Annotated in this window: 27 protein-coding genes and 1 pseudogene; all 28 read left to right on the top strand. The window is 65.1% G+C overall.

All coding sequences use genetic code 11. From position 1 onward, the window contains the following. Window positions 1-7 precede the first annotated feature (7 nt). The 28 genes and pseudogenes from N5A92_RS13650 to N5A92_RS13515 all read left to right on the top strand — a co-directional run bounded on the left by N5A92_RS13650 (window position 8) and on the right by N5A92_RS13515 (window position 24,756). Complete coding sequence (locus N5A92_RS13650; protein ID WP_260903546.1) at window positions 8-3,553, top strand: L-type lectin family protein; 3,546 nt, start codon at window positions 8-10, stop codon at window positions 3,551-3,553. 230 nt (window positions 3,554-3,783) lie between these two features. Beyond that, on the top strand, window positions 3,784-3,951 hold the full coding sequence (locus N5A92_RS13645; protein ID WP_260903545.1) for a hypothetical protein: 168 nt from the start codon (window positions 3,784-3,786) through the stop codon (window positions 3,949-3,951). Continuing rightward, complete coding sequence (locus N5A92_RS13640) at window positions 3,948-4,235, top strand: hypothetical protein (protein WP_260903543.1); 288 nt, start codon at window positions 3,948-3,950, stop codon at window positions 4,233-4,235. The genes N5A92_RS13645 and N5A92_RS13640 overlap by 4 nt, the downstream gene beginning before the upstream one ends. A gap of 301 nt (window positions 4,236-4,536) precedes the next feature. Next, window positions 4,537-5,709 carry a phage portal protein gene (locus N5A92_RS13635; RefSeq protein ID WP_260903540.1) on the top strand — a complete coding sequence of 391 codons (1,173 nt, stop codon included), beginning with the start codon at window positions 4,537-4,539 and terminating at the stop codon, window positions 5,707-5,709. A gap of 58 nt (window positions 5,710-5,767) precedes the next feature. Further along, window positions 5,768-6,100, top strand: coding sequence for a DUF6107 family protein (locus tag N5A92_RS13630; RefSeq protein WP_260903539.1), 333 nt, complete (start codon window positions 5,768-5,770; stop codon window positions 6,098-6,100). After that, entirely contained in the window at window positions 6,097-6,765 is a 669-nt protein-coding gene (locus tag N5A92_RS13625; protein ID WP_260903537.1) for an HK97 family phage prohead protease, read from the top strand. The genes N5A92_RS13630 and N5A92_RS13625 overlap by 4 nt, the downstream gene beginning before the upstream one ends. Before the next feature lie 10 nt (window positions 6,766-6,775). After that, window positions 6,776-8,032, top strand: coding sequence for a phage major capsid protein (locus N5A92_RS13620; protein ID WP_260903531.1), 1,257 nt, complete (start codon window positions 6,776-6,778; stop codon window positions 8,030-8,032). Between the two features lie 230 nt (window positions 8,033-8,262). Next, a complete protein-coding gene (locus N5A92_RS13615; RefSeq protein WP_260903526.1) occupies window positions 8,263-8,832 on the top strand; it encodes a head-tail connector protein in 570 nt (189 codons plus the stop codon). Beyond that, the gene (locus N5A92_RS13610; protein ID WP_260903524.1) at window positions 8,832-9,167 is read left to right on the top strand and encodes a phage head closure protein; all 336 of its coding nucleotides are present in this window, start codon (window positions 8,832-8,834) and stop codon (window positions 9,165-9,167) included. The genes N5A92_RS13615 and N5A92_RS13610 overlap by 1 nt, the downstream gene beginning before the upstream one ends. Then, the gene (locus N5A92_RS13605) at window positions 9,164-9,355 is read left to right on the top strand and encodes a hypothetical protein (RefSeq protein ID WP_260903522.1); all 192 of its coding nucleotides are present in this window, start codon (window positions 9,164-9,166) and stop codon (window positions 9,353-9,355) included. The genes N5A92_RS13610 and N5A92_RS13605 overlap by 4 nt, the downstream gene beginning before the upstream one ends. Then, window positions 9,336-9,740 (top strand): DUF3168 domain-containing protein, encoded by a 405-nt coding sequence (locus tag N5A92_RS13600; protein WP_260903520.1) that lies wholly within the window; start codon window positions 9,336-9,338, stop codon window positions 9,738-9,740. Before N5A92_RS13605 ends, N5A92_RS13600 begins: the two co-directional genes overlap by 20 nt. A 51-nt stretch (window positions 9,741-9,791) precedes the next feature. Continuing rightward, window positions 9,792-10,208 carry a phage major tail protein, TP901-1 family gene (locus N5A92_RS13595; RefSeq protein ID WP_260903518.1) on the top strand — a complete coding sequence of 139 codons (417 nt, stop codon included), beginning with the start codon at window positions 9,792-9,794 and terminating at the stop codon, window positions 10,206-10,208. Further along, entirely contained in the window at window positions 10,205-10,540 is a 336-nt protein-coding gene (locus N5A92_RS13590; RefSeq protein ID WP_260903517.1) for a gene transfer agent family protein, read from the top strand. Before N5A92_RS13595 ends, N5A92_RS13590 begins: the two co-directional genes overlap by 4 nt. Before the next feature lie 41 nt (window positions 10,541-10,581). Continuing rightward, a pseudogene (locus N5A92_RS13585) lies at window positions 10,582-10,770 on the top strand (phage tail assembly chaperone); the annotation flags it as partial. Then, a complete protein-coding gene (locus tag N5A92_RS13580) occupies window positions 10,760-11,323 on the top strand; it encodes a phage tail tape measure protein (protein WP_260903515.1) in 564 nt (187 codons plus the stop codon). The pseudogene N5A92_RS13585 and the gene N5A92_RS13580, both read left to right, overlap by 11 nt. 128 nt (window positions 11,324-11,451) lie before the next feature. Beyond that, a complete protein-coding gene (locus N5A92_RS13575; RefSeq protein WP_260903513.1) occupies window positions 11,452-12,090 on the top strand; it encodes a DUF2460 domain-containing protein in 639 nt (212 codons plus the stop codon). Beyond that, a complete protein-coding gene (locus N5A92_RS13570; RefSeq protein WP_260903512.1) occupies window positions 12,090-12,974 on the top strand; it encodes a DUF2163 domain-containing protein in 885 nt (294 codons plus the stop codon). Before N5A92_RS13575 ends, N5A92_RS13570 begins: the two co-directional genes overlap by 1 nt. Then, window positions 12,971-13,426 (top strand): NlpC/P60 family protein, encoded by a 456-nt coding sequence (locus N5A92_RS13565; RefSeq protein ID WP_260903511.1) that lies wholly within the window; start codon window positions 12,971-12,973, stop codon window positions 13,424-13,426. Before N5A92_RS13570 ends, N5A92_RS13565 begins: the two co-directional genes overlap by 4 nt. Before the next feature lie 5 nt (window positions 13,427-13,431). Continuing rightward, window positions 13,432-17,325 carry a baseplate multidomain protein megatron gene (locus N5A92_RS13560; protein ID WP_260903507.1) on the top strand — a complete coding sequence of 1,298 codons (3,894 nt, stop codon included), beginning with the start codon at window positions 13,432-13,434 and terminating at the stop codon, window positions 17,323-17,325. A gap of 32 nt (window positions 17,326-17,357) precedes the next feature. Next, window positions 17,358-17,564: a hypothetical protein gene (locus N5A92_RS13555; RefSeq protein ID WP_260903504.1), complete on the top strand. Its 207-nt coding sequence runs from the start codon at window positions 17,358-17,360 to the stop codon at window positions 17,562-17,564. A gap of 120 nt (window positions 17,565-17,684) precedes the next feature. Beyond that, entirely contained in the window at window positions 17,685-17,975 is a 291-nt protein-coding gene (locus N5A92_RS13550; RefSeq protein ID WP_260903495.1) for a hypothetical protein, read from the top strand. Window positions 17,976-18,045: 70 nt separating this feature from the next. Next, window positions 18,046-18,711, top strand: coding sequence for a response regulator transcription factor (locus N5A92_RS13545; RefSeq protein WP_260903494.1), 666 nt, complete (start codon window positions 18,046-18,048; stop codon window positions 18,709-18,711). Window positions 18,712-18,778: 67 nt separating this feature from the next. Continuing rightward, complete coding sequence (locus tag N5A92_RS13540) at window positions 18,779-20,131, top strand: sensor histidine kinase (RefSeq protein ID WP_260903493.1); 1,353 nt, start codon at window positions 18,779-18,781, stop codon at window positions 20,129-20,131. Between the two features lie 94 nt (window positions 20,132-20,225). Continuing rightward, the gene (locus N5A92_RS13535; protein WP_260903492.1) at window positions 20,226-20,651 is read left to right on the top strand and encodes an RT0821/Lpp0805 family surface protein; all 426 of its coding nucleotides are present in this window, start codon (window positions 20,226-20,228) and stop codon (window positions 20,649-20,651) included. Between the two features lie 84 nt (window positions 20,652-20,735). Then, window positions 20,736-21,860 carry a c-type cytochrome biogenesis protein CcmI gene (ccmI, locus tag N5A92_RS13530; RefSeq protein WP_260903489.1) on the top strand — a complete coding sequence of 375 codons (1,125 nt, stop codon included), beginning with the start codon at window positions 20,736-20,738 and terminating at the stop codon, window positions 21,858-21,860. A 7-nt stretch (window positions 21,861-21,867) separates the two neighbouring features. Next, window positions 21,868-22,302, top strand: a complete 435-nt coding sequence (gene ccmE, locus N5A92_RS13525) for a cytochrome c maturation protein CcmE (protein ID WP_260903487.1) — start codon at window positions 21,868-21,870, stop codon at window positions 22,300-22,302. 10 nt (window positions 22,303-22,312) lie between these two features. After that, window positions 22,313-24,304 (top strand): heme lyase CcmF/NrfE family subunit, encoded by a 1,992-nt coding sequence (locus tag N5A92_RS13520; protein ID WP_260903485.1) that lies wholly within the window; start codon window positions 22,313-22,315, stop codon window positions 24,302-24,304. After that, complete coding sequence (locus N5A92_RS13515) at window positions 24,301-24,756, top strand: cytochrome c-type biogenesis protein (protein WP_260903482.1); 456 nt, start codon at window positions 24,301-24,303, stop codon at window positions 24,754-24,756. The genes N5A92_RS13520 and N5A92_RS13515 overlap by 4 nt, the downstream gene beginning before the upstream one ends. Window positions 24,757-24,898: the final 142 nt, after the last annotated feature.

Genomic DNA, 24,898 nt, shown 5'->3' with positions numbered 1-24,898 from the left:
CGCGGGGGTGAGCGTCGGCCCATGCCCGCAGGATCCGGAATGCGCGCCGACGCCGACGACGCAGCTTCTCTACGACATCCGGGCCGACGGCACGGTTGAGCCGTTCCTGCGGCACATGGTGGTGGACTGCGAGGGCAATGTCCTCGAGACCAACGACACCGCGCTCGACGGGCAGGACTATACGGTCGACCCCAACGGCCAGGTGGTGGCGCAGGCGCCTCTGCCGATGGCCGATTGCACGCCAAGTCCGGATGAGACATCGGTTGCAGTCGGTTGCGGCGCCGGTGAGCAGGTGGATATCGCGGTTCTGGAAACCCGCGGGGCGAACAGGGATGCCCGTGTCGAGCAAGATGCGAACGGTGATCAGGCCTGCAGCGGCCGGTGGACCACCAGCCCTGCGCCGCAGGCGGCCGGCTTCCCGATCAACGAGTCGTTCAGGTACGCCGGGTTCGATACGGGCGATGCCAACTGGGCGCTGCAGGGCGTGGCTGTTCTGACCGCTGGAAACAGCAACAATCCAGATCCGGCCGGGGAGGGCCGGTTGCAGCTGTCGAACCTTAATGCCTTCAGCAACGGCGCGGCGATCTACATTCCCGTATTCTCCAATGCCGACAACATCACCACCGAGGTGTCGTGGGCAAGCTATGGCACCAGCCGAGCCGGTGACGGCTGGATGCAATTCTTCTCCGATGGCTCCCAGCCGCCACAGGATAACGCCCTTGGCGGGGGCGGCAATCTCGGCCTTTTCAACATCGACTATCCGTTCCTCGCAGTCGTACTTGATGAATATGGTGGTTCGGGAGGCCAGGGCGGATCTCACTCGGGTAATAGTCTTCGCATTAAGGCCTGCTTCGACCCAGGTGGGCCCACGCCGCCGCAGAACAGCTACCGGGATATTCACACAGTCCCGCTTCCAAATCCTATCGGCAATCGTCCACGTGGAGACGAGCCGCGGTTGCGGACCTCGATCGTCACCGAGAATGGCGAGACGTTCATCTCCGCAGCGATCGACTGGAATGACGGAAACGGGTTCGTGCCGTATATTTCCCGCTTCAACGTCACGGCGGAATGCGGCGGCTTGATCGCGCCGGCAACGCTGCGGACCGGCTTCTCGGCCTCAAGTGGCGGTGCCTTCCAGTCCCGTCACGAATTGAGCGATCTGACGATCCAGCAGGCCGGCGTGCAGGCGTGGCGGGCGTTGCAAATTACTGCAGATTCCCTGCCGGCCTGTGCGACGCAGGCAAAGGTGCGGGCCTGCGTGAATGCGACGATCACGCAGACGGACGCGGCTGCGACCAATGCGAGCCCGGAGCTGTTCTTCTGGCTGGTCAATGCAGCAACGCAGACGGTCATCTCGGCAGCCGAGGCTTCGGCGGTTCCGCCGGACGGGATACCCCGGACGCTGTGTGTCCAAGAAACCGTGAATGCAGCGGATTTGCCCGATCTTCGGCTTTATGTCGGCGCGGACCGGCGTGACGAGGCGGGAGGCTATGGCACCGAATGGCACGGCCTCGACGTCAAGGTGACGGCGCTGTGCCCTGCGGAGCCGCAGAAGACCGTCGCCATCTCCGCGCCCTGCCCGATTCCGGTCGACCCCGGCTGCGCGCCGACACCGACGACCCAACTGCTCTACGACATGCTTCCCAACGGTACGGCTTTGCCGTTCCTGCGGCACATGACCGTGGACTGCGACGGGGCGGTGCTCTCCGTGAGCGAAACCACGCTCGATGGGCAACCCTATGAGCCCGCTGGTGAGGTGAAGGAAAAAGCGAACTCGTACGACCTCGAGAAGGAGGTGATGTGCGACGGGACCGAGACGTTCCTGCGCTGGTATGTCACCAGGGACGGGCAGCCGACCGACCAGTTCTTCGACACCAAGCTCGACGGCGCACACTACGAAGCCGCAGGGCCAGTCAGCGCCGGCGAGTGTGAAAGCTGCGCGCCGACGCCAACGACGCAGCTTCTCTACGACATCCGGGCCGACGGAACGGTGGTGCCGTTCCGGCGCGACACGGTGGTGGACTGCGAGGGCAACATTCTGTCCTCCAAAGACACCACGCTCGACGGGCAGGACTATATAGTCGACCCCAACGGCGAGGTGGTGGTGCAGCCGCCGGCGGAAGAGCCGTGTGCCTCGACGGTCCATGCCCGCGAGATGCGCGACCTGAGACCCGATGTCGAGCCCAACGAGGAGGGGCAGCGCTGCGCGGTGCTGTTCTTCCGCAACTATGTCTATGACTGTGAAGGCAACTTCGTACGGCACTACGACACGGATGCCGAGGGGCAGGAATATAAGCCGGTCGCGGTCGCCGACTGCCCCGATGGCCTCATACCGTCCCTGGTGGAGCTCGAGTGGCCGCAGACGGACGTGATCCGGGATCCGGATGGGGAGGAAGGACACGATTTCATCTATATCGTGACCAATCCCAGGACGGGCGACGAGGCGAGGATCAAGTTCAATACCTTTAATAACATCGCCGACAGCTGTGGTTCAAACTGGGAACCCGGACAGGATGTGTCCGCAAATGCCCCCCCCGGCAACCCCAGTTCAGACAGCAGGTTCACCTTTAAGTTGGACGAGGCGGCGCGACGTATGACGAGCCTGCGCCTGGACTTCGTCGATCTCGATACATTTGAAGGTGTGCGGGAACTCGACCCGGTGCCGGACCATGTCGAGTTTATCGAAGGAGCCGGCACTTGGGAGCCAGGAAGCAACCGGATAAACGCTACAGTCGACAACAGCAGGGCGCGCGCCTACTACAACAATCCGCCGGAGACCATCACCCACCTCTACCGCAATATGGGCGGCGGCATTGCCTGCCATGCCGCAGCTTTCCGGGGTCTGACTTACGCTTCCGGCCCCTGCTGCAGTTGCGGCGAATGCTCTGGCGGAGGCGGCTCCGACTGTGTGACGTCGACGACGCAGGTGCTTTGCGATGTGCGGACCGATGAGGCGTACTCGTTCGACTTCACGACCATTGCAGATTGGCCTAGGGATGATTGCGAGGAACCACCGTGTGCGTACTCCGGGACAGCACCCAACGGTGTAGGGTGGAGTGTAACGGAAATAGTACAAGGATTCACGCCAGGTCCTGATGGTGCTACCTATGCATGCGTGTTTGGTGATCAAGTAGAATGGACATTCGATAGGCCTGTAGACATGAAATTCGGGACAGGTGATATCGTATATTCGTCAGAAAGCTGTTTAACTCTGCCGTCCGAGGTGGAAAGCGTTCAAATAAATCCAGAATACGGTTGGGATAGCAGTACCAAGCAACTATGTCATGAGGTTCAGGGCAATCCGAACCACATACACAATGAATTTCGTCTGACGAACACCAGGAGCTTGATTCTCACAGCAACGGATACTGGTGGAGCAGCGTCACCCAGTTGGGGAATGTCATATCTGACCATTACACCCGCTGCTACCGCTCCCGAGCAATTCCTTCGGCACATCACCATCGACTGCGACGGGAAGGTGCTTTCTGTAAAGAACATGAAGCTGGATGGCTCTGACTACGACGTAAAGGGGCAGGCTCAGCTTTGCGACTGAGCGAGCAAGGGTGGGCGCCAACACGGCGCTTACCCGAACTAAGGACGAGATGCACGACTTCGGCCCCGGCGGGCATCGCAGGACACCCGCCGGAGCCAAGTGGACGAGCTCATCTAGGGCATCACGGAGCTGATGCCGGGCCGCGCATCCTTGAAACCAGCAGTCATAGTCAAGCCCAATACCAGGTGGGCTTGGTTCGTTGATCATTCTTCCTCAAAGGAGCGAGAGAAATGGCAGAGGTCGTCTGTCTGCATGAGGAGTGCGAAAGCGTTCTTCTCAACGACAAAATTCGCAGCGCCAGGGCGGGTGAGCGGCGTGACGCTGCCCGGGATCACGGTTCTCGGCGCACCGCCGCCCACCAGGGGGCGACCGTATACCTTACCGCGCGCCTGCCGTGATCGGTCGGTTCTCTCCGAAAACAAATCCGTTCCGCTTCCGACCCGAGGATCGGCCGGGGGCGGACGGGGAGGAAGACTGGGCGGACAACCGCCTGTCCAACTTCATGGCATGGGCGGCCGCGCATGCGCTGCCCCGCTGGTGCACCGTCGAAAGCCATTGGACGGTGCGCCTGACCGAGCTTCTGTGGGCAGACTGCCCGTGTTGTCTCGGGTTTCGTTTCATGACGATCGGTGCGGCGGGCGGGTTTGTGCTCGGGCTGCTGATCGGAATCTTGGTGAACTAACCTAAGAAAAGAAAGGAGTCTGACATGGGTTGTGGATGCGGAAAACGTTTTGCGGTGAATGCGGTACGGGGGGGCGGTATCGTACCGCCGCTGTCCAATTCGGCGAAGAACGACGGGCGGTCCATCAATGACCAGGCGCCCGATGCGCGTTCTCAGAATTTGAGGCAACCTGCTACGGAGGTCGATGCCGGGACGGAAGCGCCCAAGCCTGCATAACGCGCGCCGGGCGCCGGCGTGGCCGTGCAGGTGTGAAGCGCGGCCCGCCGTCGCCGGCCCCAATCTAATCCGATAGGAACCGCATATGGCTTGGAATTGGCCCTGGGCACGAACCCCGGGGGAGAGAAATATTGCTGTCGAGCGCAAGCAGGCGGCAGGCTACGGCTTCGTGGCACTTCACCGGGAGGGTGAGGCGCTATGGACGCGGCGGGATTATGCCTCGCTGGCGCGCGAGGGGTTCATGCGCAATCCCGTCGCCCACCGGGCGGTGCGGATGATCGCCGAAGCCGCCGCGGCAGTGCCGTGGGTGGCTTACGAAGGGGAAGCGGAGCTTGACCGACATCCGCTGCTCGAGCTCCTGGCGCGGCCCAACCATGGCCAGGCGGGGACAACGTTCATGGAGGTGCTTTACGGGCACTTGATCCTTTCCGGCAACGCCTATGTGGAGCTTGTGGAGGCGGCGACGGGTGCGCGCGAGATGCACCTGCTCAGGCCGGACAAGGTGACGGTGGTCGCCGACAGCGCAGGCTGGCCGGTGGCGTTGGAACACCGGGCAGGGGGTGTCAAGCGGCGGGTGTCGCTGGAGGAGGAAGGAGCGGGGCTGCATCTGACGCTCTTTCATCCGCTCGACGATCATTACGGATTCGCGCCGCTGGCGGCCGCCTTGCAGGCGCTCGATATCCACAATGCAGCGGCGCGGTGGAACAAGGCGCTATTGGACAACTCGGCACGGCCCTCCGGCGCGCTGGTCTATGCGACGAAGGAGGGGGCGAACCTTTCCGACGAGCAGTTCGATCGGCTGAAGACGGAACTGGAGCAGGGCTACTCCGGTGCGGCGAAGGCCGGGCGGCCGCTGCTGCTTGAAGGCGGGCTCGACTGGAAGGCGATGAGCCTCTCGCCGCGTGACATGGACTTCATGGAAGCGAGGAACGGCGCGGCGCGGGACATCGCCCTGGCACTCGGCGTGCCGCCGATGCTTTTGGGCATACCCGGCGACAACACCTACGCGAACTACCAGGAGGCGAACAGGGCTTTCTACAGACTGACGGTGCTGCCGCTGGTCGGCAGGATCGCCAAGGAGCTGGGCGGATTTCTCGCCCCCCGTCTCGACGGCGATGTGCGGCTGTGGTTCGACGCCGACCAGGTGGAGGGGCTCTCGGCCGAGCGCGAGGCGCTGTGGGCGCGGGTGAGCGAGGCGAATTTCCTGAGCGACGACGAGAAGCGCGAGGCGGTGGGCTATGGCGCCGTGGGCGGTTGAGCCTGCGTGCCGGCGAGGGCGCCGGTGGGGCCGGGGTGACGGAACGAAGGATCAAGGGATGATCGGAATGAGCGAGGCAGGCTGGCTGTGGGCAGCCAAGGCCTTGGGGGCGATTGCCGGATCGGCGATCTCTCTCGCTTATCTGCTGCCGACGGGCCGACGGGAGGCGGCTATCCGCTTCGCTGTAGGCGTGGTCTGCGGCGTTATTTTCGGCAGTGCAGCGGGGCTGAAGATCGCCGCCGAACTGGAGCTTGCCGGTAAGCTGGCGCCCGGCGAGGTGGTGCTGATGGGCTCGGCGGCGGCGAGCTTGTGTGCCTGGAGCGCCATCGGCTTCGTGATGCGACTTTTTGCGAGTGCGGCAAGGCGGCGGGAAGCGAGGAACGGGCGATGAGCATCTCTATCGGTGCGGACGAGCGCAAATATGCGGGGCTCGACGTGGAGCAGGTGGAGCGTGACGGGTCGTTCTCCGGCTATGCGAGCTTGTTCGGGCGGGTGGATCTGGGCCGCGACGTGGTGGAGCGGGGCGCCTTTGCCGAATCCCTTCAGAAGCGCGGGGCGGGTGGGATCAGAATGTTGTTCCAGCACGATCCGAACCAGCCGATCGGCGCCTGGAAGGAGATCCGGGAGGATGCGCGGGGGCTCTTCGTGCGCGGCAAGCTGGCCACTGGCGTCACCAAGGCGCGTGAGGTGCTGGAATTGATGCGCGACGGGGCGCTGGACGGGCTGTCCATCGGGTTCCGCACGGTGCGGGCCGTGAGCGAGCCGCGAACCGGGATCAGGCGCATCAGGAAGGCGGACCTTTGGGAGATTTCCGTGGTGACGTTTCCCATGCTGCCGGAGGCGCGAGTGGAGGCGGTGAAGGATTTCACCGGCCTTCCGAGCCCGCGCGAATTCGAACGTTGGCTGACGCGGGATGCGGGGCTGACGCGAAGCGAGGCAAAGACGGTGATTGCGCGAGGCTTCACCCATCTCCTGCGCGAGCGGGACGCCGCGCCGGGAACGCCGGAGCGCCTGGCGGCGACTATCCGCCAGGCGGCCAAACTTTTTCACCAATGAGGATCGGAAAATGACTGAGACGAGCAAGGGCGTCCTGGAAGTGAAGTCAGCCGGGGGGGCTGGCGACGTGAGCGGTGCTTTCGAGGACTTCATGACCTCCTTCGAGGCCTTCAGGGAAGCGAATGACAAGCGGCTGGCGGAGATCGAGCGGCGCTCTGCCGCCGATCCGGTGACGAGCGAGAAGGTCGACCGCATCTCGCAGGCGCTCGACGAGCACAAGAAGGTGCTGGATCGGGTTGTGCTGAAGCGGGCGCGGCCGGCGCTCGGGCAGCGCGACAGCATTGGCGCACTTGAGCATCTGGAGCACAAGCAGGGCTTCGAGAGCTACATCCGGACCGGCGACGAGCGGCAGCTGCGCGCGCTGGAGGAGAAGGCCATGTCCTACGGCTCCGGCCAGGACGGCGGCTATCTTGTGCCGGAGGAGACGGAGGCGATGATCGGCAAGAGGCTTGCCGAGATTTCGCCGATCCGCTCGATCGCTTCCGTGCGGCAGGTGTCCACGGCGGTATTGAAGAAACCGTTTGCCGTCACCGGACCGGCTACGGGCTGGGTGGGCGAGACGGCGCCTCGGCCGGAGACGGCTTCGAGCACGCTGGACGAACTTTCCTTCCCGACGGCTGAGCTTTACGCCATGCCAGCGGCGACCGCAGCCCTTCTGGAAGACAGCGTGGTCGATCTCGACGCGTGGATCGCCGGGGAGATCGAGACGGCGTTCGCCGAACAGGAGGGGGCGGCGTTCGTCAACGGCGACGGGACGAACAAGCCGCGCGGCTTCCTCGATTATCCGCAGGTCGACGATGCAGACTGGAGCTGGGGCAATGTCGGCAATCTTGCGACGGGAAACGCAGCCGGCCTGCCGGCAACGGCGCCGTCGGACAAGCTCATCGACCTGATCTATGCGCTGAAGGCGAGCTACCGCCAAAATGCGAACTGGGTGATGAACCGGAAGACCCAGGCCACCCTGCGCAAGCTCAAGGACGGCGACGGCAATTATCTGTGGCAGCCGCCGGCGGCCCCCGGCAGCCGGGCGATGCTGGCGGGTTTTCCCGTAGTGGAGGCCGAGGAGATGCCGGACATCGCAGCGAATGCGACGCCGATCGCCTTCGGCGACTTCGGACGCGGCTATCTGGTGGTCGACCGAACGGGCGTGCGGGTGCTGCGCGATCCCTATTCGGCGAAGCCCTATGTACTGTTCTATACCACCAAGCGCGTGGGTGGCGGCATTCAGAACTTCGAAGCGATCAAGCTGCTGAAGGTTGAAGCCTAGGCGGCGACGCAGACGGGCTTCTCCTGCTGCGGCGTATCGTCCCAGTCGGACGCTGCGGGGCTAGAGCCGGGATCGAATCCGTAGCGTGAATGTTTCGGATTGGGCACCGGATAGCCTTCGCTGTCGCTCCGACCTAGGGCGGCGGTGCGGCTGCGAGCGGCCCTTGACGGCCCCGGTCTCCTCCCGCCGGGGCCGTCTTTCATTCGATCATCCTGAAGAGAGAGTTTTCGATGACGCTGTTTCGAACGGTCGAGCCGGCCGCCGAGCCGGTTTCGCTTGTCGAGGCGAAGGCGCATTTGCGCGTTGCCCACGACAGCGAGGACGGCTTGATCTCCGGGCTTATCCGCGCTGCGCGCGAAGAAGTGGAGCGGGCGGCAGGTCTGGCGCTGATCGACCAGGCCTGGCGGCTGGTGCTCGATCGGTGGCCTCAGGGCGGGATCGTGCTTCTGAGGCGCACGCCGGTGCGGGAGGTGTTGTCGGTGACGGTGTTTGACGGCGACGGCGCCGCTTCGGTGTTGGCGCCGGAAGACCGTCAGCTCGACGCCGTATCTTCACCGGCGCGGCTTTATCTCAGGGAACAGCCGGCGCCGGGACCGGCGCTGAACGGGATCGAGATCGATTTTTCGGCCGGCTTCGGCGAGGCGGGGACGGACATTCCGGATCTTTTGAAGCGGGCGATGCTGATCCTGGTGGCGCATTGGTACGAGTTCCGCGGCGCTTTCGGAGCCGATAGCCAGCCGGTTTCCGTCCCCGATGAATATCGGCGGCTGATGGCCGCCTGGCAGGGGCCGAGGCTTTGATGGGTATCATGTTTATCGACCCAGGGCGGCTGCGCACCGAGCTGATGCTGGAGGCGGCGGTAACGACAGCGGACGGAGCCGGTGGACACACGGAGGACTGGCAGGTGGTGGCGACGGTGTTCGCCGATGTCGAGCCGGTGGGTGAGGCAAGCCGCTTCGGCGCCGGCCAGGCGCACGAGACGGTGACGCACCGGGTGACGCTGCGTTTTCGTGAAGACGTGGCAAGCGGCATGCGTTTCGTGCGGGATGGGCGGGTGCTCGATATCGTTACGGTGCGGGATGCGGACGAGACGGGGCGCTACCTCGTCTGCCGTGCGCGGGAGGAAGGACGATGAAGGTGACGATGCGGTTGACGCTGGACGGGCTGGTGCGGGCCATGCGGACGAAGGTGCACACGGTGGCGGGGGCCATGGAGAGTGGAGCGCGGCCGGAGGCCGAGAGCGCAGTGCAAATGCGCCGCCAGGCGCTCAGGCGAGGGAATTCACGCAGGAAGGGAGGACGGCATGACCGCCACGACGCTTGACCTGCAGGAGGCGATATTTTCCGCACTCGCGGACGATGCGGCGCTGGTGGCCACGCTTGGCGGGGCACTGTTTCACGACCTGACGCCGGCAGGACTTGCCTTCCCTTACGTCACCTTCGGTCGGGCCACGGCCTATGACTGGAGCACAGGGACGGAGGAAGGGAGCGAGCACTTCTTCACGCTCAATGTGTGGTCCAAGAAGAAGGGGAGGCGGGAGGTGCTGGCGTTGATGGAGCTGGTGCGCGGCGCGCTGCATGAGGGGGAACTGGGGTTGGCGGGGCATCGGCTCGTCAATCTGCGGCTGGAGACGTCCGAAGTCAGGTACGACGAGGATCTGGGGGCGTATCATGGAGGGCTGCATTTTCGGGCGGTGGTGGAGGCATAGCGCCTCGCCCGCCCTCCACAGCATTTCATTTGCATCGAAGGAGGCCCATGGATGGGTGCGCAGAAGGGGAAGGACCTGCTCCTCAAGCTGGATGAGGACGGGCAGGGAAGTTTCGTCACCGTGGCGGGGCTGCGGACGAAGAGGCTCGCCTTCAACAGCGAGACGGTGGATATCACCGATGCGGACTCGGTGGGTAGATGGCGAGAGCTTCTGGCCGGCAGCGGCGTTCAGCGGGCTTCCGTCAGCGGGTCGGGGATTTTCAAGGATGCGCAATCCGATGCGATGATCAGGGAGCGATTTTTTGCCGGCGAGATCGCCGGCTGGCAGTTCGCCATTCCCGATTTCGGGACCGTTTCAGGGGGCTTTCAGATTACCGCGCTGGAGTACTCGGGCAGCCACGATGGCGAGGTGACGTTCGAGATCGCGCTGGAATCGGCGGGGCCGGTGAGCTTCGCGGTGGCGCCATGAGCGTGAACAGGCGACGAGGCGAGGTGGCGGCCAAGCTCGACGGACGCGAGTACCGGCTGTGCCTGACGCTGGGGGCGCTGGCGGAGCTGGAGGCGGCGTTCGAAGCCGAGGATCTGAACCGGCTGGTGGAGCGGTTTTCGAGTGGGCGGCTCTCGGCGGGGGATATGGCGGCGGTCCTCGCGGCGGGTCTGCGCGGCGGCGGGCATGAGGTGAGCGACGAGGACGTGCAGGCCATGCGTTGTGAGGGAGGCGCGGCGGGTTTTGCCGCGCTTGTCGGAGAGTTGCTCTCGGTGACGTTCGGCGCGGGGGCGCCGGAGGGTGGAAACCCTTAGATGCCGCAGCGGGAGCAAGAAGGAGGCCCTTTCCCTGGCGGGAAGTTATGGGAATGGCCTTCGGCCTGCTGCGGCTATCACCAGCCGCCTTCTGGGGGATGACGCCACTTGAATTCAACGCAGCACTGGAGGCGCTGGGGCTTGCGCGTGGGCAAGCGCCCGGGCGGGCAGAGCTTCACCAGCTGATGCGGCTTTTCCCGGACAATCAGGAGAAATGGGATGGTGGATGAGGTGCGGGTGCCGATCGTCGCCGATACGGCACCGTTCGAGGCGGCACTGGAGAACCTGACAGGGCTTTCGGAGAGTTTTGGGACGCAACTGACCGGCGCATTGAAGGGCGCGGTGGTGAGCGGCAAGACGCTGGACGACGTACTGCGCAAGATCGGGCTCAGCCTTGCAGGTATGGCGCTGGAGCAGGGTCTGCGACCTTTGCAGAGCCTGACGGGCGGGCTGTTCAGCCGGCTCCTCGGCGGGATCGGTGGTGTGTTGCCTTTTGCCAAGGGCGGGGTCGTGCCTTTTGCGGGCGGGGGCGTAGTTTCAGCGCCGACCTATTTTCCAGCCGGGCGGAACATCGGGCTGATGGGGGAGGCGGGGGCGGAAGCGATCTTGCCACTGCAGAGGACGGCGGACGGGCGGCTCGGCGTAGCGTCCGGCGGCGGTGCGGCGGCGCCGACCATCGTTTTCAACGTGACGACGCAAGATGCGGCTTCGTTCCGGAAGTCAGAGGCGCAGGTCACCGGAATGCTGACGCGGGCGGTCTCGCGGGGGGCGCGGGGGCTGTAACGTGATCGGTGTTTATGGCTCACAGCCGTCGATCTTCGGGTCACGCCTGAGGATCCGTGGCTAAGGGATTCAAACCGTACGCAAAACAGCGTCTTAAAACTCCACATCTAATGCGAGAGCAGGAGCCAATGCAGAGCTTTCACGACGTCCGCTTTCCGCTCGGCGTCTCTTTTGGCGCTACCGGCGGGCCAGAGCGGCGTAATGAGATCGTGCAGCTTTCCTCGGGGCGGGAGAAGCGCAATGCGCGCGTGAGCCGCTCGCGCCGGCACTATGACGTGGGAACGGGAGTGCGGTCGATCGAGGATCTATACGCGGTGCTGGCGTTTTTCGAGGCGCGGCGGGGATCGCTGCACGCCTTTCGGTTCCGCGATCCGTTCGACTGGAAGTCGTGTGGCCCGCATGAGACGCCTTCGGCGTTCGATCAGGTGATCGGCGTGGGTGATGGGGTGCGGGAGCGGTTTCGCCTCGTGAAGACCTATGGGGAGGGGGCGGATGCTTATGAGCGGGGTATCACAAGGCCGGTGGCGGAGAGCATGCTGGTTGCCGTGGCAGGGGTGCCAAAGGCGATTTCAGCCGATTATTCGATTGATAGAGAGACAGGGGAGGTCCTTTTCGTTGGTGGGGCTGTTCCTAGGGAGGGGGAGGGAGTGACGGCGGGGTACGAATTCGACGTTCCGGTGCGCTTTGACATCGAACGGTTGTCAGCGAGCATGACGGCGTTCAAGGCGGGCCAGATCCCGTCCATTCCACTGGTGGAGGTGTTGTGATGCACGTGCCGGCGGCGCTTGCGGCGCATCTGGAAGGCGAGGTGACGTCGCTCTGCCATTGCTGGCGGCTGACTCGCGGCGACGGCATGGTGATGGGCTTTACAGACCATGACCAGGAGGTTTTCTGCGACGGCACGACGTTCACGCCGGAGACGGGGCTTTCGGCGAGCGAGGCGCGGCGTTCGCTAGGATTGGTGGTAGATACAGTGGACGTGGAGGGGGCGCTGTCGGCGCTGGATATCGAGGAGGCCGATATCCTGGCGGGGGTCTATGACGGGGCGACGGTCGAGACGCTGCTGGTCAACTGGCAGGACGCCGGGCAGTTCGCACGGCTGCGTCGCGCGGTGATCGGCCAGATCGCCAGGCGCGACGGGCGGTTCGTGGCGGAGCTGGAAAGCCCGGAGCGGGCGCTTGACCAGACGAACGGGCGCACGCTGCGGCGCGGCTGCGATGCCGAGTTGGGGGATGAACGGTGCGGGGTGGATCTGGAGGCCGGAGGATTCAAGGGAAACGGGGTTCTGGACGCGGTGAAAGGAAATAGCATTGTCGTCTCCGGGCTCGATACGTTTGAAACGGGCTGGTTCACCAATGGGATCGTGACCTGGGCGTCCGGCGCGAGCGCCGGGCGGCGGGAGCGCGTGGCGGCGCACCGAAAGGGGGTGGACGGCGTGGTGCTCGACCTTTGGCGGGACACGGCGGCGACGGTGGCGCCGGGAGATGCGCTTACGGTCGTGGCTGGTTGCGACAAGCGGTTTTCGACCTGTAAGGCGAAATTTGCCAACAGCGCGAATTTCCGCGGCTTTCCGCATCTGCCGGGGGATGACGCTGCCTATGGCTACGTCACCGAGGAGCAGACGTTCGACGGCGGGCCGTTGGTGGAATGAGCAGAGCGGAGAGCGCCTCTTTGGAAGAGGCGGTGGTGGCGGAAGCATTGTCCTGGGTGGGCACGCCCTATCGGCACCAAGCAAGCCGCAAGGGGATTGCCTGCGACTGCCTTGGACTGGTGCGCGGCGTGTGGCGGGCACTCCATGGGACGGAGCCGGAAGCCGCCGGCCCTTACAGCATGGATTGGGCGGAGACGGGGGGCCGGGAGCAGCTTCTTGCGGCGGCCCGAAGGCACTTCCTGGAATGCCCAGACGGAGGGCTTAAGGCGGGGCGCGTGGTGCTTTTCCGCTGGCGTCCGCATCTGCCGGCCAAGCACGTGGGCGTCCTAGTGAAGGAGGACGCCTTCGTCCATGCCTATGAGGGGCGGGCGGTTGTGGTTTCCCAAATCGTGCCGCAGTGGCGGCGGCGGATCGCCGGCGTGTTCGCATTTCCTGCAACGGGAGAGAGATAGGCCAGATGGCGACAATCGTTCTGCAGGCCGCCGGCGCCTTTCTGGGCGGCGCGCTGGGGCCGGTCGGCTCGGCCATCGGCTCGGCAGCGGGAGCCATGGCGGGCTACATGATCGACCGGGCGATCATCGACTCGACCAAGCGCTACGAGGGGCCGCGACTTTCGACGGCGCGGCCGCTGACGGCGGAGGAGGGCGCTCCACTGCCACAGGTCTACGGCACTGCGCGTGTCGGCGGGACGCTGATCTGGGCGACGCGCTTCGAGGAGAGAAGGACGGAGCGGCAAGGCGGAAAAGGGGGCCCAAAGGTCACGACCTACTCCTATTTCGCCAACGCGGCCTTTGCGCTGTGCGAGGGCGAGATCGCGGGCGTACGGCGGATATGGGCCGACGGGCAAGAGCTCGACAGGGATCGGGTGGAGATACGGGTTTATCCGGGCTCGCAGGATCAGCCGGTGGACCTGCTGATCGAGGCGAAGCAGGGCGCCGGCAACGCGCCGGCCTATCGCGGCACGGCTTATCTGGTCATCGAGCGATTTCCCATCGACGACTACGGACGGCGCATTCCGCAGTTCCAGTTCGAGGTGATGCGGCCTGTGGACAGGCTCAACCGACGCGTCAGATCGGTATCGCTGATACCAGGCGCGACCGAGTACGGCCTTTCACCAACGCTGGTGAAGCAGACCGGCGATCCCGGCGAGACGAGGGCGGTGAACCGGCACAACAGGGCGGCTGCGACGGACTTCGAGGCCGCGCTTGACGAGCTGCAGGCGCTGTGCCCGAACCTTGAGAGCGTGTCGCTGGTGGTGGCGTGGTTCGGGACGAACCTGAATGCCGGCCATTGCACCATCCGCCCGATGGTGACGCAGGCAAACCCGGAGGGGCTTTCGCAGCGGTGGCGTGTTTCGGGCATTGACCGGGAGGAGGCACAGCTTGTCTCGCAAGGGGACGGGCAGGCCTCGTATGGCGGGACGCCCACGGACACGTCTGTGATGGAAGCGATTGCCGCCATTAGGCAGCGCGGGCTGAGGGTGGGGCTTTATCCCTTCATCATGATGGATGTGCCGGCGGGCAATGACCTGCCGGACCCTTATGGCGGCGCAGAGCAGGCGGCCTACCCATGGCGCGGGCGCATCACCTGCCATCCGGCACCCGGCCAGCCGGGAACGGCGGACAAGACGGCCCTTGCACGGGCCCAGATTGGGGGACTGGCGGGGCTGGCCGCGCCGGGGCAGTTCTCGCCGGCAGAGGATACCGTGCGTTTCTCGGGCGATGCAGACGAATGGAGCTACCGGCGTCTGGTGCTGCACTATGCGCATCTGGCGGCGGCGGCGGGCGGGGTGGATGCCTTTCTTCTGGGCTCGGAGATGCGTGGACTGACGACGGTCCGCGACGGGGAGAACCGCTTTCCCTTTGTCGAGATACTGGAACAACTGGCGGGCCAGGTGCGCGGCATTCTAGGGGCGGCGGCGACGATTACCTACGCCGCGGACTGGAGCGAGTATTTCGGGTATCAGCCGGCGGATGGATCGGGGGACACGTTCTTTCACCTCGACAGTCTGTGGGCGCATCCGGATGTCGACGCAGTAGGCATCGACAATTACATGCCGCTTTCCGACTGGCAGGATTCCGACGTCGGCGGCGGGAATCCGGACGGTTTTGCCGGGCCTTACGATCTGGAGGGGTTGCGCGCGGCGATCACCTCGGGGGAGGGGTTCGACTGGTACTATGCAAGCCAGGCCGACCGGGCGGCGAGGCTGCGCTCGTCCATCAGTGACGCGGCTTACGGCAAGGACTGGGTCTTCCGCTACAAGGATCTGGCGGGCTGGTGGTCGAACCAGCATTTCAACCGCGTTGGCGGCGTGGAGGCGGCGGAGCCGACTGCCTGGGTGCCGCAGTCGAAACCGTTCCACTTCACCGAGGTCGGCTGCGCCGCAGTGGACAAGGGCACCAACCAGCCGAACGTATTTCCCGACCGGAAATCTTCGGAGAACACGCTTCCCTACTTCTCCAACGGCGGGCGCTCTGACCTGGCACAGCAGCGGTTTCTGGCCGCTCACTATGCACACTGGGAGGATGGCGGGGCGGCGGCCAACCCGATCTCAGCAGTCTATGGCGGGCCGATGGTGGACGTTAGCGCGATCAGTCTGTGGGCGTGGGACGCGCGGCCGTTTCCGGCCTTTCCGACTTATACAGATGTCTGGGGTGACGGGGAAAACTGGGCGCACGGGCACTGGCTGAATGGCCGACTGAGCGGCGTTTCAGTGGCTGCACTGATAGAGGCAATCCTTGCCGACCATGGACTTCCGGCCGCCGACACCGCGCGGGCGGATGGGACGGTGGCGGGGTACGTCGTCACAGATCCGACGACGGCGCGCGCGGCAATCGAGCCGGTGGCGACGCTGTTCGGCATCAGTGCGCAGGACGGCGAGGAGGGACTGGTGTTCGCCACCGAGGGAGCGGGGGCGGGTGAAGCGCTTCTGCTCGATGAACTGGTGGTGGAGGAGGAGCGCGAGACGGTGGAGCGGGTGCGCACGCCGGATCATACGCTGCCGGCGCTGGTCCAGCTCGACTTCCGCAATCCGCTGAACGACCACCAGTCGGCGACGGCGGCGGCCGACTATGTCGGCGCGAAGGGAAACGGGACGAGCTTCGTCAGCTTCCCTGGGGTACTTTCCGCCGATGAGGCGAACGGGCTGGTGCGCGATCTTCTGCGCCGCAGCTGGGACGGGCGTGAGAGAGTGGCGTTTTCCGTGCCGTTGACGGAACAGCGGCTGGAGGTCGGTAGTGTGTTCCGGTTGCCGGATGCACCGCAGGGGCCGGAATATCTGGCGACGGAGATCGAGGACGGGCTGGCGCGACTGGTCAGGGCGCGGCGCATCGTGCGCGTGGCGGCAGCACCTGCCACCGGCGCCGGCATTCCCGAGCGCGACGAGGCCGGGGAGAGCTTTGCGCCTAGCCGTCCACATGCGGTCTTTCTCGACCTGCCGGTGCGCACGAGCGAGGACGCGCCGCAGGACCAACTGCGGCTCGCTGCGCGGGCGAAGCCCTGGCGCAGCCAGGCGGTGCTGGTTTCGCCGGAGGAGACGGGGTTTGCCTTGCGCTCGACCCTGAGTCTCAGGGCCGTGATCGGCACTCTTGTCGAGACACTGTCCGGCGGTGCGGCGGAAGGAAGGAGCGACCGGGCGGCCGCGGTGACGGTGCGGCTTTATGACGGCGAGTTGCAGAGCCTATCGCGCCGTCAAGTGCTGAACGGCGGGAACACGGCGGCCGTTCGTTCGCTGGCGGGGGGATGGGAGATCCTTCAGTTCGACACAGCAGAGGAGATCGCACTCTCGGTGTGGCGGCTTACTGGCTTGCTGCGCGGGCAACTCGGGACCAATGACGCGATGGCGGCGGGCGCTGCGAATGGAGCACCCTTCGTGCTTCTCGACGAGGCGGTGGCGCCGGCGGGGCTCAAGGCCGGAGAGATCGGCCTTGATCTCAACTGGCGGGTGGGGCCGGCGGGGTTCGACCCTTCGGAAGAGAATTTCGTGCTTGAGCGTGTTGCCGGCGGAAAGCGGGCACTGCTGCCGTTGTCGCCGGTGCATCTCAAAGGGCGGATTGAGCGCGGCGACCTTGCCCTTTCCTGGCAACGGCGCGGGCGCATCGATGCCGATGGCTGGCTGGGCGCTGACATCCCGCTCGGCGAGACACAGGAGCATTACCGCGTCGAGATCGCGCCGGTGGGCGGTGCTGCGGTACGCAGTGTGGACACAGACAGCGCCCAATGGACCTACACGGCGGCCATGGCCGCGGCGGACTTCGCCGAATCGCCGCCGGCGGTCGACGTGACTGTGCGCCAAGTGAGCACGGCAATCGGCGCGGGCATACCCGTGCGGCGGACGGTCGCAATGGCGTGAGGAAGCAAGAATCAGCTGGAAAGGAGTTTGCTATGAACGAGACAAAACCCTGGTATCTGTCGCGCACCATCTGGGCGTCCGTGGTGACCGTCGTCGCCGGCATGGGCGGTCTCCTAGGGTTGCCCGTCGAGGAGGTCGACAATCAGGCGCTGGTGGAGACGTTGCTGCAGGCAGTCACCGCCATATCTGGCCTGCTGGCGATCTTCGGGCGATTGGCAGCCGATCGCCGCATCAACTAGTACCCGAGGCCGCATGCGCGGGGACACTCTCCGCGCATGCGGCTTCAGAATTGCAGCTTTGGCATCTGTCCGTTTTATTGTTCATTCTCCGTTCAGCCCTGGTGAGCTAAACACGGCAACATGAAACAGCTTCGCTCCATATCCCTTCTGACCGCATCGGCCGCGCTGGCGGTAGCGCTTCTTGCCACGGGTGCGTCCGGCCAAGAGCGGGCCGGGGAGCCGGTGTTTCTTGCCCAGGGCGCGGACTGTTATGCCATCGGCCAGCAGATCGCCGCTGAACAGGGCGGTACGCTGGCGAAAGCCTCGGAGGAATCGCGCGGCGGTCAGACCGTCTGCAGGATCGTCGTTCTGGTGCCCGGCAAGGATGGCGGAAGGCCGCGGCGCGCGGAGTTCACCGTTCCGGCGCAATAAAAATCAGGGGTGATGTTTCCGGCGGATCGGCTATCCTGCTTCACCGATTTCCTGTCTGGAGCGAGCGACCATGCGCATACTCGTTGTCGAGGACGACAAGGACCTGAACCGGCAGATCTGCAGTGCACTGGAGGACGCCGGCTATGTGGTGGACCGCGCCTTCGATGGCGAGGAGGGGCACTTTCTCGGCGACACGGAGCCCTATGACGCCGCGGTGCTCGACATCGGCCTACCGCAGATGGATGGCATTAGTGTACTGGAGCGGTGGCGCCAGGACGGGCGCAAGATGCCCGTGCTCATCCTGACGGCGCGCGACCGCTGGAGCGACAAAGTCTCCGGCATCGACGCGGGCGCCGATGATTACGTGACCAAGCCTTTCCACATGGAGGAGATCCTGGCGCGCCTGCGCGCCCTCATTCGCCGCGCGGCGGGGCATGCCTCGCCGGAGCTTTTCTGCGGGCCGCTCAGGCTGGACACCAAGGCATCGAAGGCGGATGTGGACGGGGTGCCGCTGAAGCTGACCTCGCACGAGTATCGGATGCTCGCCTATCTCATGCATCACAAGGGCTCGGTAGTCTCGCGCACCGAGTTGGTCGAGCATTTGTATGATCAGGATTTCGATCGCGATTCCAATACGATAGAAGTATTTGTGGGACGTTTGCGCAAGAAACTGGGTTCCGACCTCATCGAGACCGTGCGCGGAATGGGCTACCGCCTGCGCGAGCCGAATGCCTGAACAGGCTGCGCGACGGGCAAATTCGCCTCTGACGGCGTTTCTATCGCGGCTTCGGCGGCTGCCGCGTATGGTGACGTTTCGTGTCGTTGCCTTCTCTTCCATCTGGGCCGTCATCGCACTAGTGGTGATCGCCACCGTGATCTCCGCCCTGTTCCGGCAGGTCAGCAACCGGGGCTTCGAGGAAGTTCTCTCCGCCCATCTTTTCAATCTGATCGCCTCTGTGAGCGCGTCCGAGGCGGGCAGCCTTGTGGGCAGCCCGAATCTCGGCGATCTGCGCTTTTCTGAACCGCTATCGGGCTGGTACTGGTCCGTAGAGCCGGCGTCCGAGGCTCTGCGCAATCCGCTGCGTTCGCCGTCACTGGTGGGGACGGTGCCTTCGCCGCCGCAGAACGTCGTTCCCTTCAGCCGCGAATTTCAGCGCACCTATTTGGCGAAAGGGCCGGGCGGGGAGGATATCCAGGTGCTGGAGGCTGAGATCGTGCTCGATGAGGCCGACCGCATCGCCCGCTTCCGCGTCATGGGCAACCGCAGCGAATTGGAACGGGAAATCGCAGATTTCGCGCAACAGCTCTTTGTCTATCTGGCCATCTTCGGGCTCGGCATGGTGGCAATTAACGCCTTTGCCATCCTGATTGCGCTGAGGCCGCTGCAGGGTATCCGCCAGGCACTGGCCAGTATTCGTGCCGGTACGGCGGAGCGGCTTTCCGGGCCGTTTCCCGGGGAGATTGCGCCGCTGGCGGACGAAACCAATGCACTGATCGAGAGCAACCGCCGCATCATCGAGCGCTCGCGAAAGCAGGTGGGCAACCTCGCCCATTCGCTGAAGACGCCGCTGGCGGTGCTGATGAACGAGGGCCGCGCCATGGGTGGCGGGCAGGGGACGCTGATCTCCACCCAGGCTTCGGCCATGCAGCAGCAGATCGACCACTATCTCCAGCGCGCCCGCGCCGCCGCCCAGCGTAGCGCCCTTGCCCAGCGCAGCCCGGTGAACGAGACGCTGGCGCGCATGGTGCGGGTCACGGAGAAGCTCAACCCGGAGAAAGAGCTGACGGTTCGCATGCCGGAGGAGGCAGTGGTGTTCGCCGGCGAGCGTGAGGACCTGGAGGAGATCGCCGGCAACCTCCTGGAGAACGCGATGAAATGGGCGCGTGGCCGCGTCACGCTGTCGCTCCATCCGCCGCAGGAAGAGGGCGACGAGCGCAGCTTCCGTATCATCGTCGAGGATGACGGGCCGGGGATACCGGAGGACCAGGCGCGGCAGGCGCTGAAGCGCGGAAGGCGGCTGGATGAAACCAAGCCTGGAACAGGTCTCGGCTTGGCGATTGTCGCCGACCTAGTGGGGGAGTACGGCGGCGGGCTCTCGCTTGAGCGCTCGCAGCTTGGCGGGTTAAGGGCGGAAGTGACGCTTTTGAGCGCGTGAAGCTAGGGCGCTGGAAGGTAGACAAAATTCCGTCAAACATGATCTATAGGCGACGGCGCTTTTTGTGGAGCGGGTTGAAGGACTTGATGCGGCGATGAAGTTCCCGGCGTTTGTCACTTTTGCGATTCTTGCGCTTTCGGGCTGCGCCATGGGTGGCCTGTCCAGAACCGCCGATGCATCGCTTACCCGGTCCATCGGCGCGGGTTCCGGCGAGCCGGTTGCCGGAATCATCGGTGGCGGCCTGGTGGCGAGCACCGGCGCCGACCTGTCGCGCCGAGAGCGGCTTGAAGCCATCAATGCGGAGTACCGTGCGCTCGAATCGGCACCTGCCGGCGAGCCGGTGGTCTGGCGTGACGACAAGACCGGCCACGGCGGCACGGTGACGGCGGCGCAGCCCTATCGCGTGGGCTCGCAGGATTGCCGGCCCTATTCGCACGTGGTGAACGCAGGCGGATCGGCGCGCTCCGTGCGCGGCACCGCCTGCCGCAATCCAGATGGAACCTGGACATTGCTCAATTGACGCCACCAGCAAGGCTCTGTCATGCCAAAAGGCCGCATGCCGGGGGAGTTGGCACGGCCCGGCGTGACGGATATTTGAACAGACATGTTGTTCTGGGTCCTAGCTGCGCTTCTGACGCTCATCGCCTCGTTGGCGGTGATGCTGCCCTTCCTGCGCCGGCGCGGGGACCGGAGCCTAGGCGTAGAGCACGACCTTGCCGTTTATCGCGATCAACTTGCTGAACTCGAGCAGGAAGTCGGGCGCGGGCTGATTTCCAAGGCCGACGCGGCCGAGGCGCGCGCCGAGATCGGGCGCCGCATCCTGCGCCTGAGAGGGGCGGGGAAGGCCGATAGCGGCGGCGCAGGCGGCCGCTCGGCCCGCGCCATTGCCGCGGCCGCCGTGCTGGCGGTGCCATTGGTTAGCTGGGGCCTTTATGCATTCCTCGGTTCACCGGGCATGCCTGCCCTTCCCCTGCAGGCGCGGCTGACGATCGATCCCTCGCAGGCTTCGCTCGACGAGTTGGTCGCCCGCGCGGAAGCGCATCTCGCGGACAATCCGCAGGATGCCCGGGGGTGGGAGGTGCTGGCACCGATCTATGCGCGGCTGGGGCGCTACGGCGATGCGGCGGCGGCCTATCGCAGGACAATCGCGCTCACCGGGCCGAGCGCAGCGCGCGAGGCGGCTCTTGGCGAGGCCCTGGTGGGCGAAGCGGGCGGTATCGTCACCGCAGAGGCGGAGGCGGGGTTCGAACGGGCGCTAGAGATCGACGCGGCCAATCCCCGTGCACGCTTCTTCATCGCCATGGCGCGAGCGCAAGAAGGGAATACGGCGGAAGCGCGCGCCATGTGGGAGGAGATGGCGGCTGGGCTTCCGCAGGATTCGCCGTGGAAGGAGGTCGCCGGGCAGGCCATCGCCGGCCTTACCGGCAGCGGGGGCGAGGTGCCGGAGGAGCCTTCCGAGGCGGATATCACGGCGGCCGAGGAGATGACGCCCGAAGCGCGCCAGGAGATGGTAGAAGGGATGGTGGCCAGGCTCGACGCGCGGCTGCGTGAGGATCCCGCCGACATCGAAGCTTGGCGGCGGCTTTTGCGCTCCTATGTCGTCCTGGGCAGGAGGGACGAAGCGGGCGAGGCGCTGGAGCGGGCGCTGGCTGCTTTCGGCGCCGACAGCAAGGAGGCCGAGACGTTGACGGAATATGCGGAGACGCTGGGCGTCCCGCAAGGCGAGTAGGTGTAACGTGACGCGCAAGCACAAGCGATTAGCTGTAATCAGCTCCGGCATGGGCTTCCTAGCGTTGGCAGCGGCGCTGACATTCTATGCGCTCGGCCAGCAGACGTCCTATTTCTATATGCCGGTCGATCTGTTGACGCAGCCGGCTGTTGCCGGCGACCGCATCCGCCTTGGCGGGCTGGTGGAAAAGGGCTCGATCGTGCGCGGCGAGGGGACGCGCGTGCGTTTCGCTGTCACCGACCACGAGCACACCGTAACTGTGGTCTACGACCGCATCCTGCCGGATCTCTTCCGCGAGGAGCAGGGCGTTGTGGTGGAGGGCGCCTTCGGCGAAGAGGGCGTTCTCCTGGCCGATACGGTGTTGGCCAAGCATGACGAAGCCTACATGCCCAGGGAAGTGGCGGACAGCCTGAAGGAGAGAGGCGTTTGGCAGGAGGAATGAGGCGGTATCGATGAGCATCGAGCTCGGCCATTTCGCTCTCGTCCTGACACTGGCGCTGGCGCTGGTGCAGACAGTCGTGCCGTTTGTCGGCGCGCGGATCGGCAGTCTTTCGCTGATGCGCGTGGGCGAACCTGCCGCCATAACCGGCCTTGCCCTTCTCGCCGCAGCCTTCGCTGCGCTGATGCTTGCCTATGTGCAGTCGGATTTTTCCGTCGCCAACGTGTGGGAGAACTCGCACTCGGCCAAGCCGCTGCTCTTCAAGATCACCGGCACCTGGGGCAACCACGAAGGCTCCATGCTTCTGTGGGTGCTGATCCTGTCGTTCTTCGGTGCTTTGGTCGCCGCCTTCGGCCGTAACCTGCCGCCGACGCTGAAGGCCAATGTGCTGGCCGTGCAGGGGCTGATTGCCAGCGCTTTTCTACTTTTCATCCTCTTAACCTCGAATCCGTTCGCCCGCCTGCAGCCGGCGCCCATCGAGGGACGCGACCTCAATCCCATTCTGCAGGATATCGGGCTCGCTATTCACCCGCCGCTGCTTTATCTCGGCTATGTCGGCTTCTCGATCTCATTCTCCTTTGCCGCCGCCGCCCTGATCGATGGGCGCGTGGACGCGGCCTGGGCGCGCTGGGTGCGGCCGTGGACCTTGGCCGCCTGGGCGTTCCTGACGGGCGGCATCGCCATGGGCTCCTACTGGGCCTATTACGAGCTCGGCTGGGGCGGGTTCTGGTTCTGGGATCCGGTGGAGAACGCCTCCTTCATGCCGTGGCTGGCGGGCACCGCGCTCCTGCACTCGGCGATCGTCATGGAGAAGCGCTCGGCCCTGAAGATCTGGACAGTGCTTCTGGCTATCCTCACCTTCTCGCTATCGCTTCTCGGCACGTTCCTGGTCCGCTCCGGCGTCTTGACCTCGGTGCACGCCTTTGCTTCCGACCCGACGCGCGGCGTCTTCATCCTGGCCATTCTGGTGTTCTTCATCGGCGGCGCGCTTGCGCTCTTCGCCTTCCGCGCGGCAGCACTTGCCCCCGGCGGCCTGTTCCATCCGATTTCGCGCGAGGGTGCGCTGGTCCTCAACAACCTGCTTCTGACGACAGCGACGGCGACGGTGCTGGTCGGTACGCTCTATCCGCTTGTGCTGGAGGCGGTGACGGGGGAGAAGATCTCCGTCGGCGCCCCCTTCTTCAACGCAACCTTCGTGCCGCTCTTCCTGCCATTGCTTGCCGCCGTTCCCTTCGGCCCCGTTCTGGCCTGGAAGCGGGGCGACCTGATGGGGGCGGCGCAGCGCCTGCATTTCGCCTTCGCGGCGGCCGTCATCAGTGCGTTGCTGGCTTTCTTCCTCATCGACCGCAGCTCGGCCTTCGCCGCACTCGGTATCGGGCTCGGCCTGTGGCTCATTCTCGGCGCGGCCACGGACCTGGCGCTCAAGTCGGGCGTCGGCAAAGTGGAGCCGGCGGCCGCATTCAGCCGCTTCAGGGGCCTGCCGCTTTCCGTCTTCGGCACAGCATTGGCGCATGCGGGCCTGGGGCTCACCACGCTTGGCGTCGTCTCCGTCACCACGTTGCAGACGGAGCGGATTTTGACGATGCAGCCCGGCCAAACTGCCGAGATCGGCGGCTATACGCTGCGGTTCGAGGGGCTACAGCCCTTCACGGGCCCGAACTATACGGAAGATCGCGCCCATTTCGTCCTCACCCGAGCCGATAGTGTGCGGCTGGGCGAGATCATCTCCTCCAAACGCCTTTACACCGCGCGTGGCATGCCGACCACCGAGGCCGGCATAAGGACCATCGGGCTCAGCCAGCTTTACGTGTCCATCGGCGACTCCACGAATGATGGCGGGCTTGTCGTGCATATGTGGTGGAAGCCGCTGGTGACGCTCATCTGGATCGGTGCGCTGGTGATGATGGCCGGCGGCGGCATTTCCCTCTTCGACCGCAGATTGCGCGTCGGCGCGCCAACCCGCCGCAAGGCCGCGCTTGCGGCTGCCAGCGAGGAGGCTTCATGATCCGGACGTTCCTCCTTCTCCTGCTTCTGGCGCTCGCCTGGCCCGCCGCGGCGGTGCAGCCCGACGAGATGCTTGACGATCCAGCGCTTGAAGAGCGTGCGCGTGCGCTTTCGGCCGAACTGCGCTGCATGGTGTGCCAGAACCAGTCGATCGACGATTCGAACGCCGCCCTTGCCCGTGACCTGCGCATTCTCGTGCGCGACCGCATCAGCGCCGGCGATACGGACGCGGAAGTGCTCGACTATGTCGTCTCCCGCTACGGCGAGTTCGTGCTCCTGAAGCCGCGCATGAGCGCGCGCAATGCGCTTCTCTGGGCGACACCCATGCTGGTTCTGCTGGGCGGCGGCCTCATCGCCTTCGTCAATCTACGGCGGTGGACGGAGCGCCGTGCGGCGACCCTGTCGGCGGAGGAGGAAGCCGCTCTCAAGGACGTTCTGGACGAGCGCGACTGACCCCCCGCTCAAGGCTCTTTCGCGGTTCAGCGGCATTGGCGACGCAACATTACCAAAGTTTCATGCCACGGAAATGGCACCGTAAGGTGTATGCTCCTACCTTTGAACCATCCCGGCACGACGAAGTGTGCCGAGCAGACCG

Source organism: Chelativorans salis (genome assembly GCF_025336525.1).
GTDB classification, from domain to species: Bacteria; Pseudomonadota; Alphaproteobacteria; order Rhizobiales; family Rhizobiaceae; genus Chelativorans; species Chelativorans salis.
The sequence above is the reverse complement of the archived record's forward strand: the minus strand, read 5'-3'. Positions and strand labels throughout refer to the sequence as shown.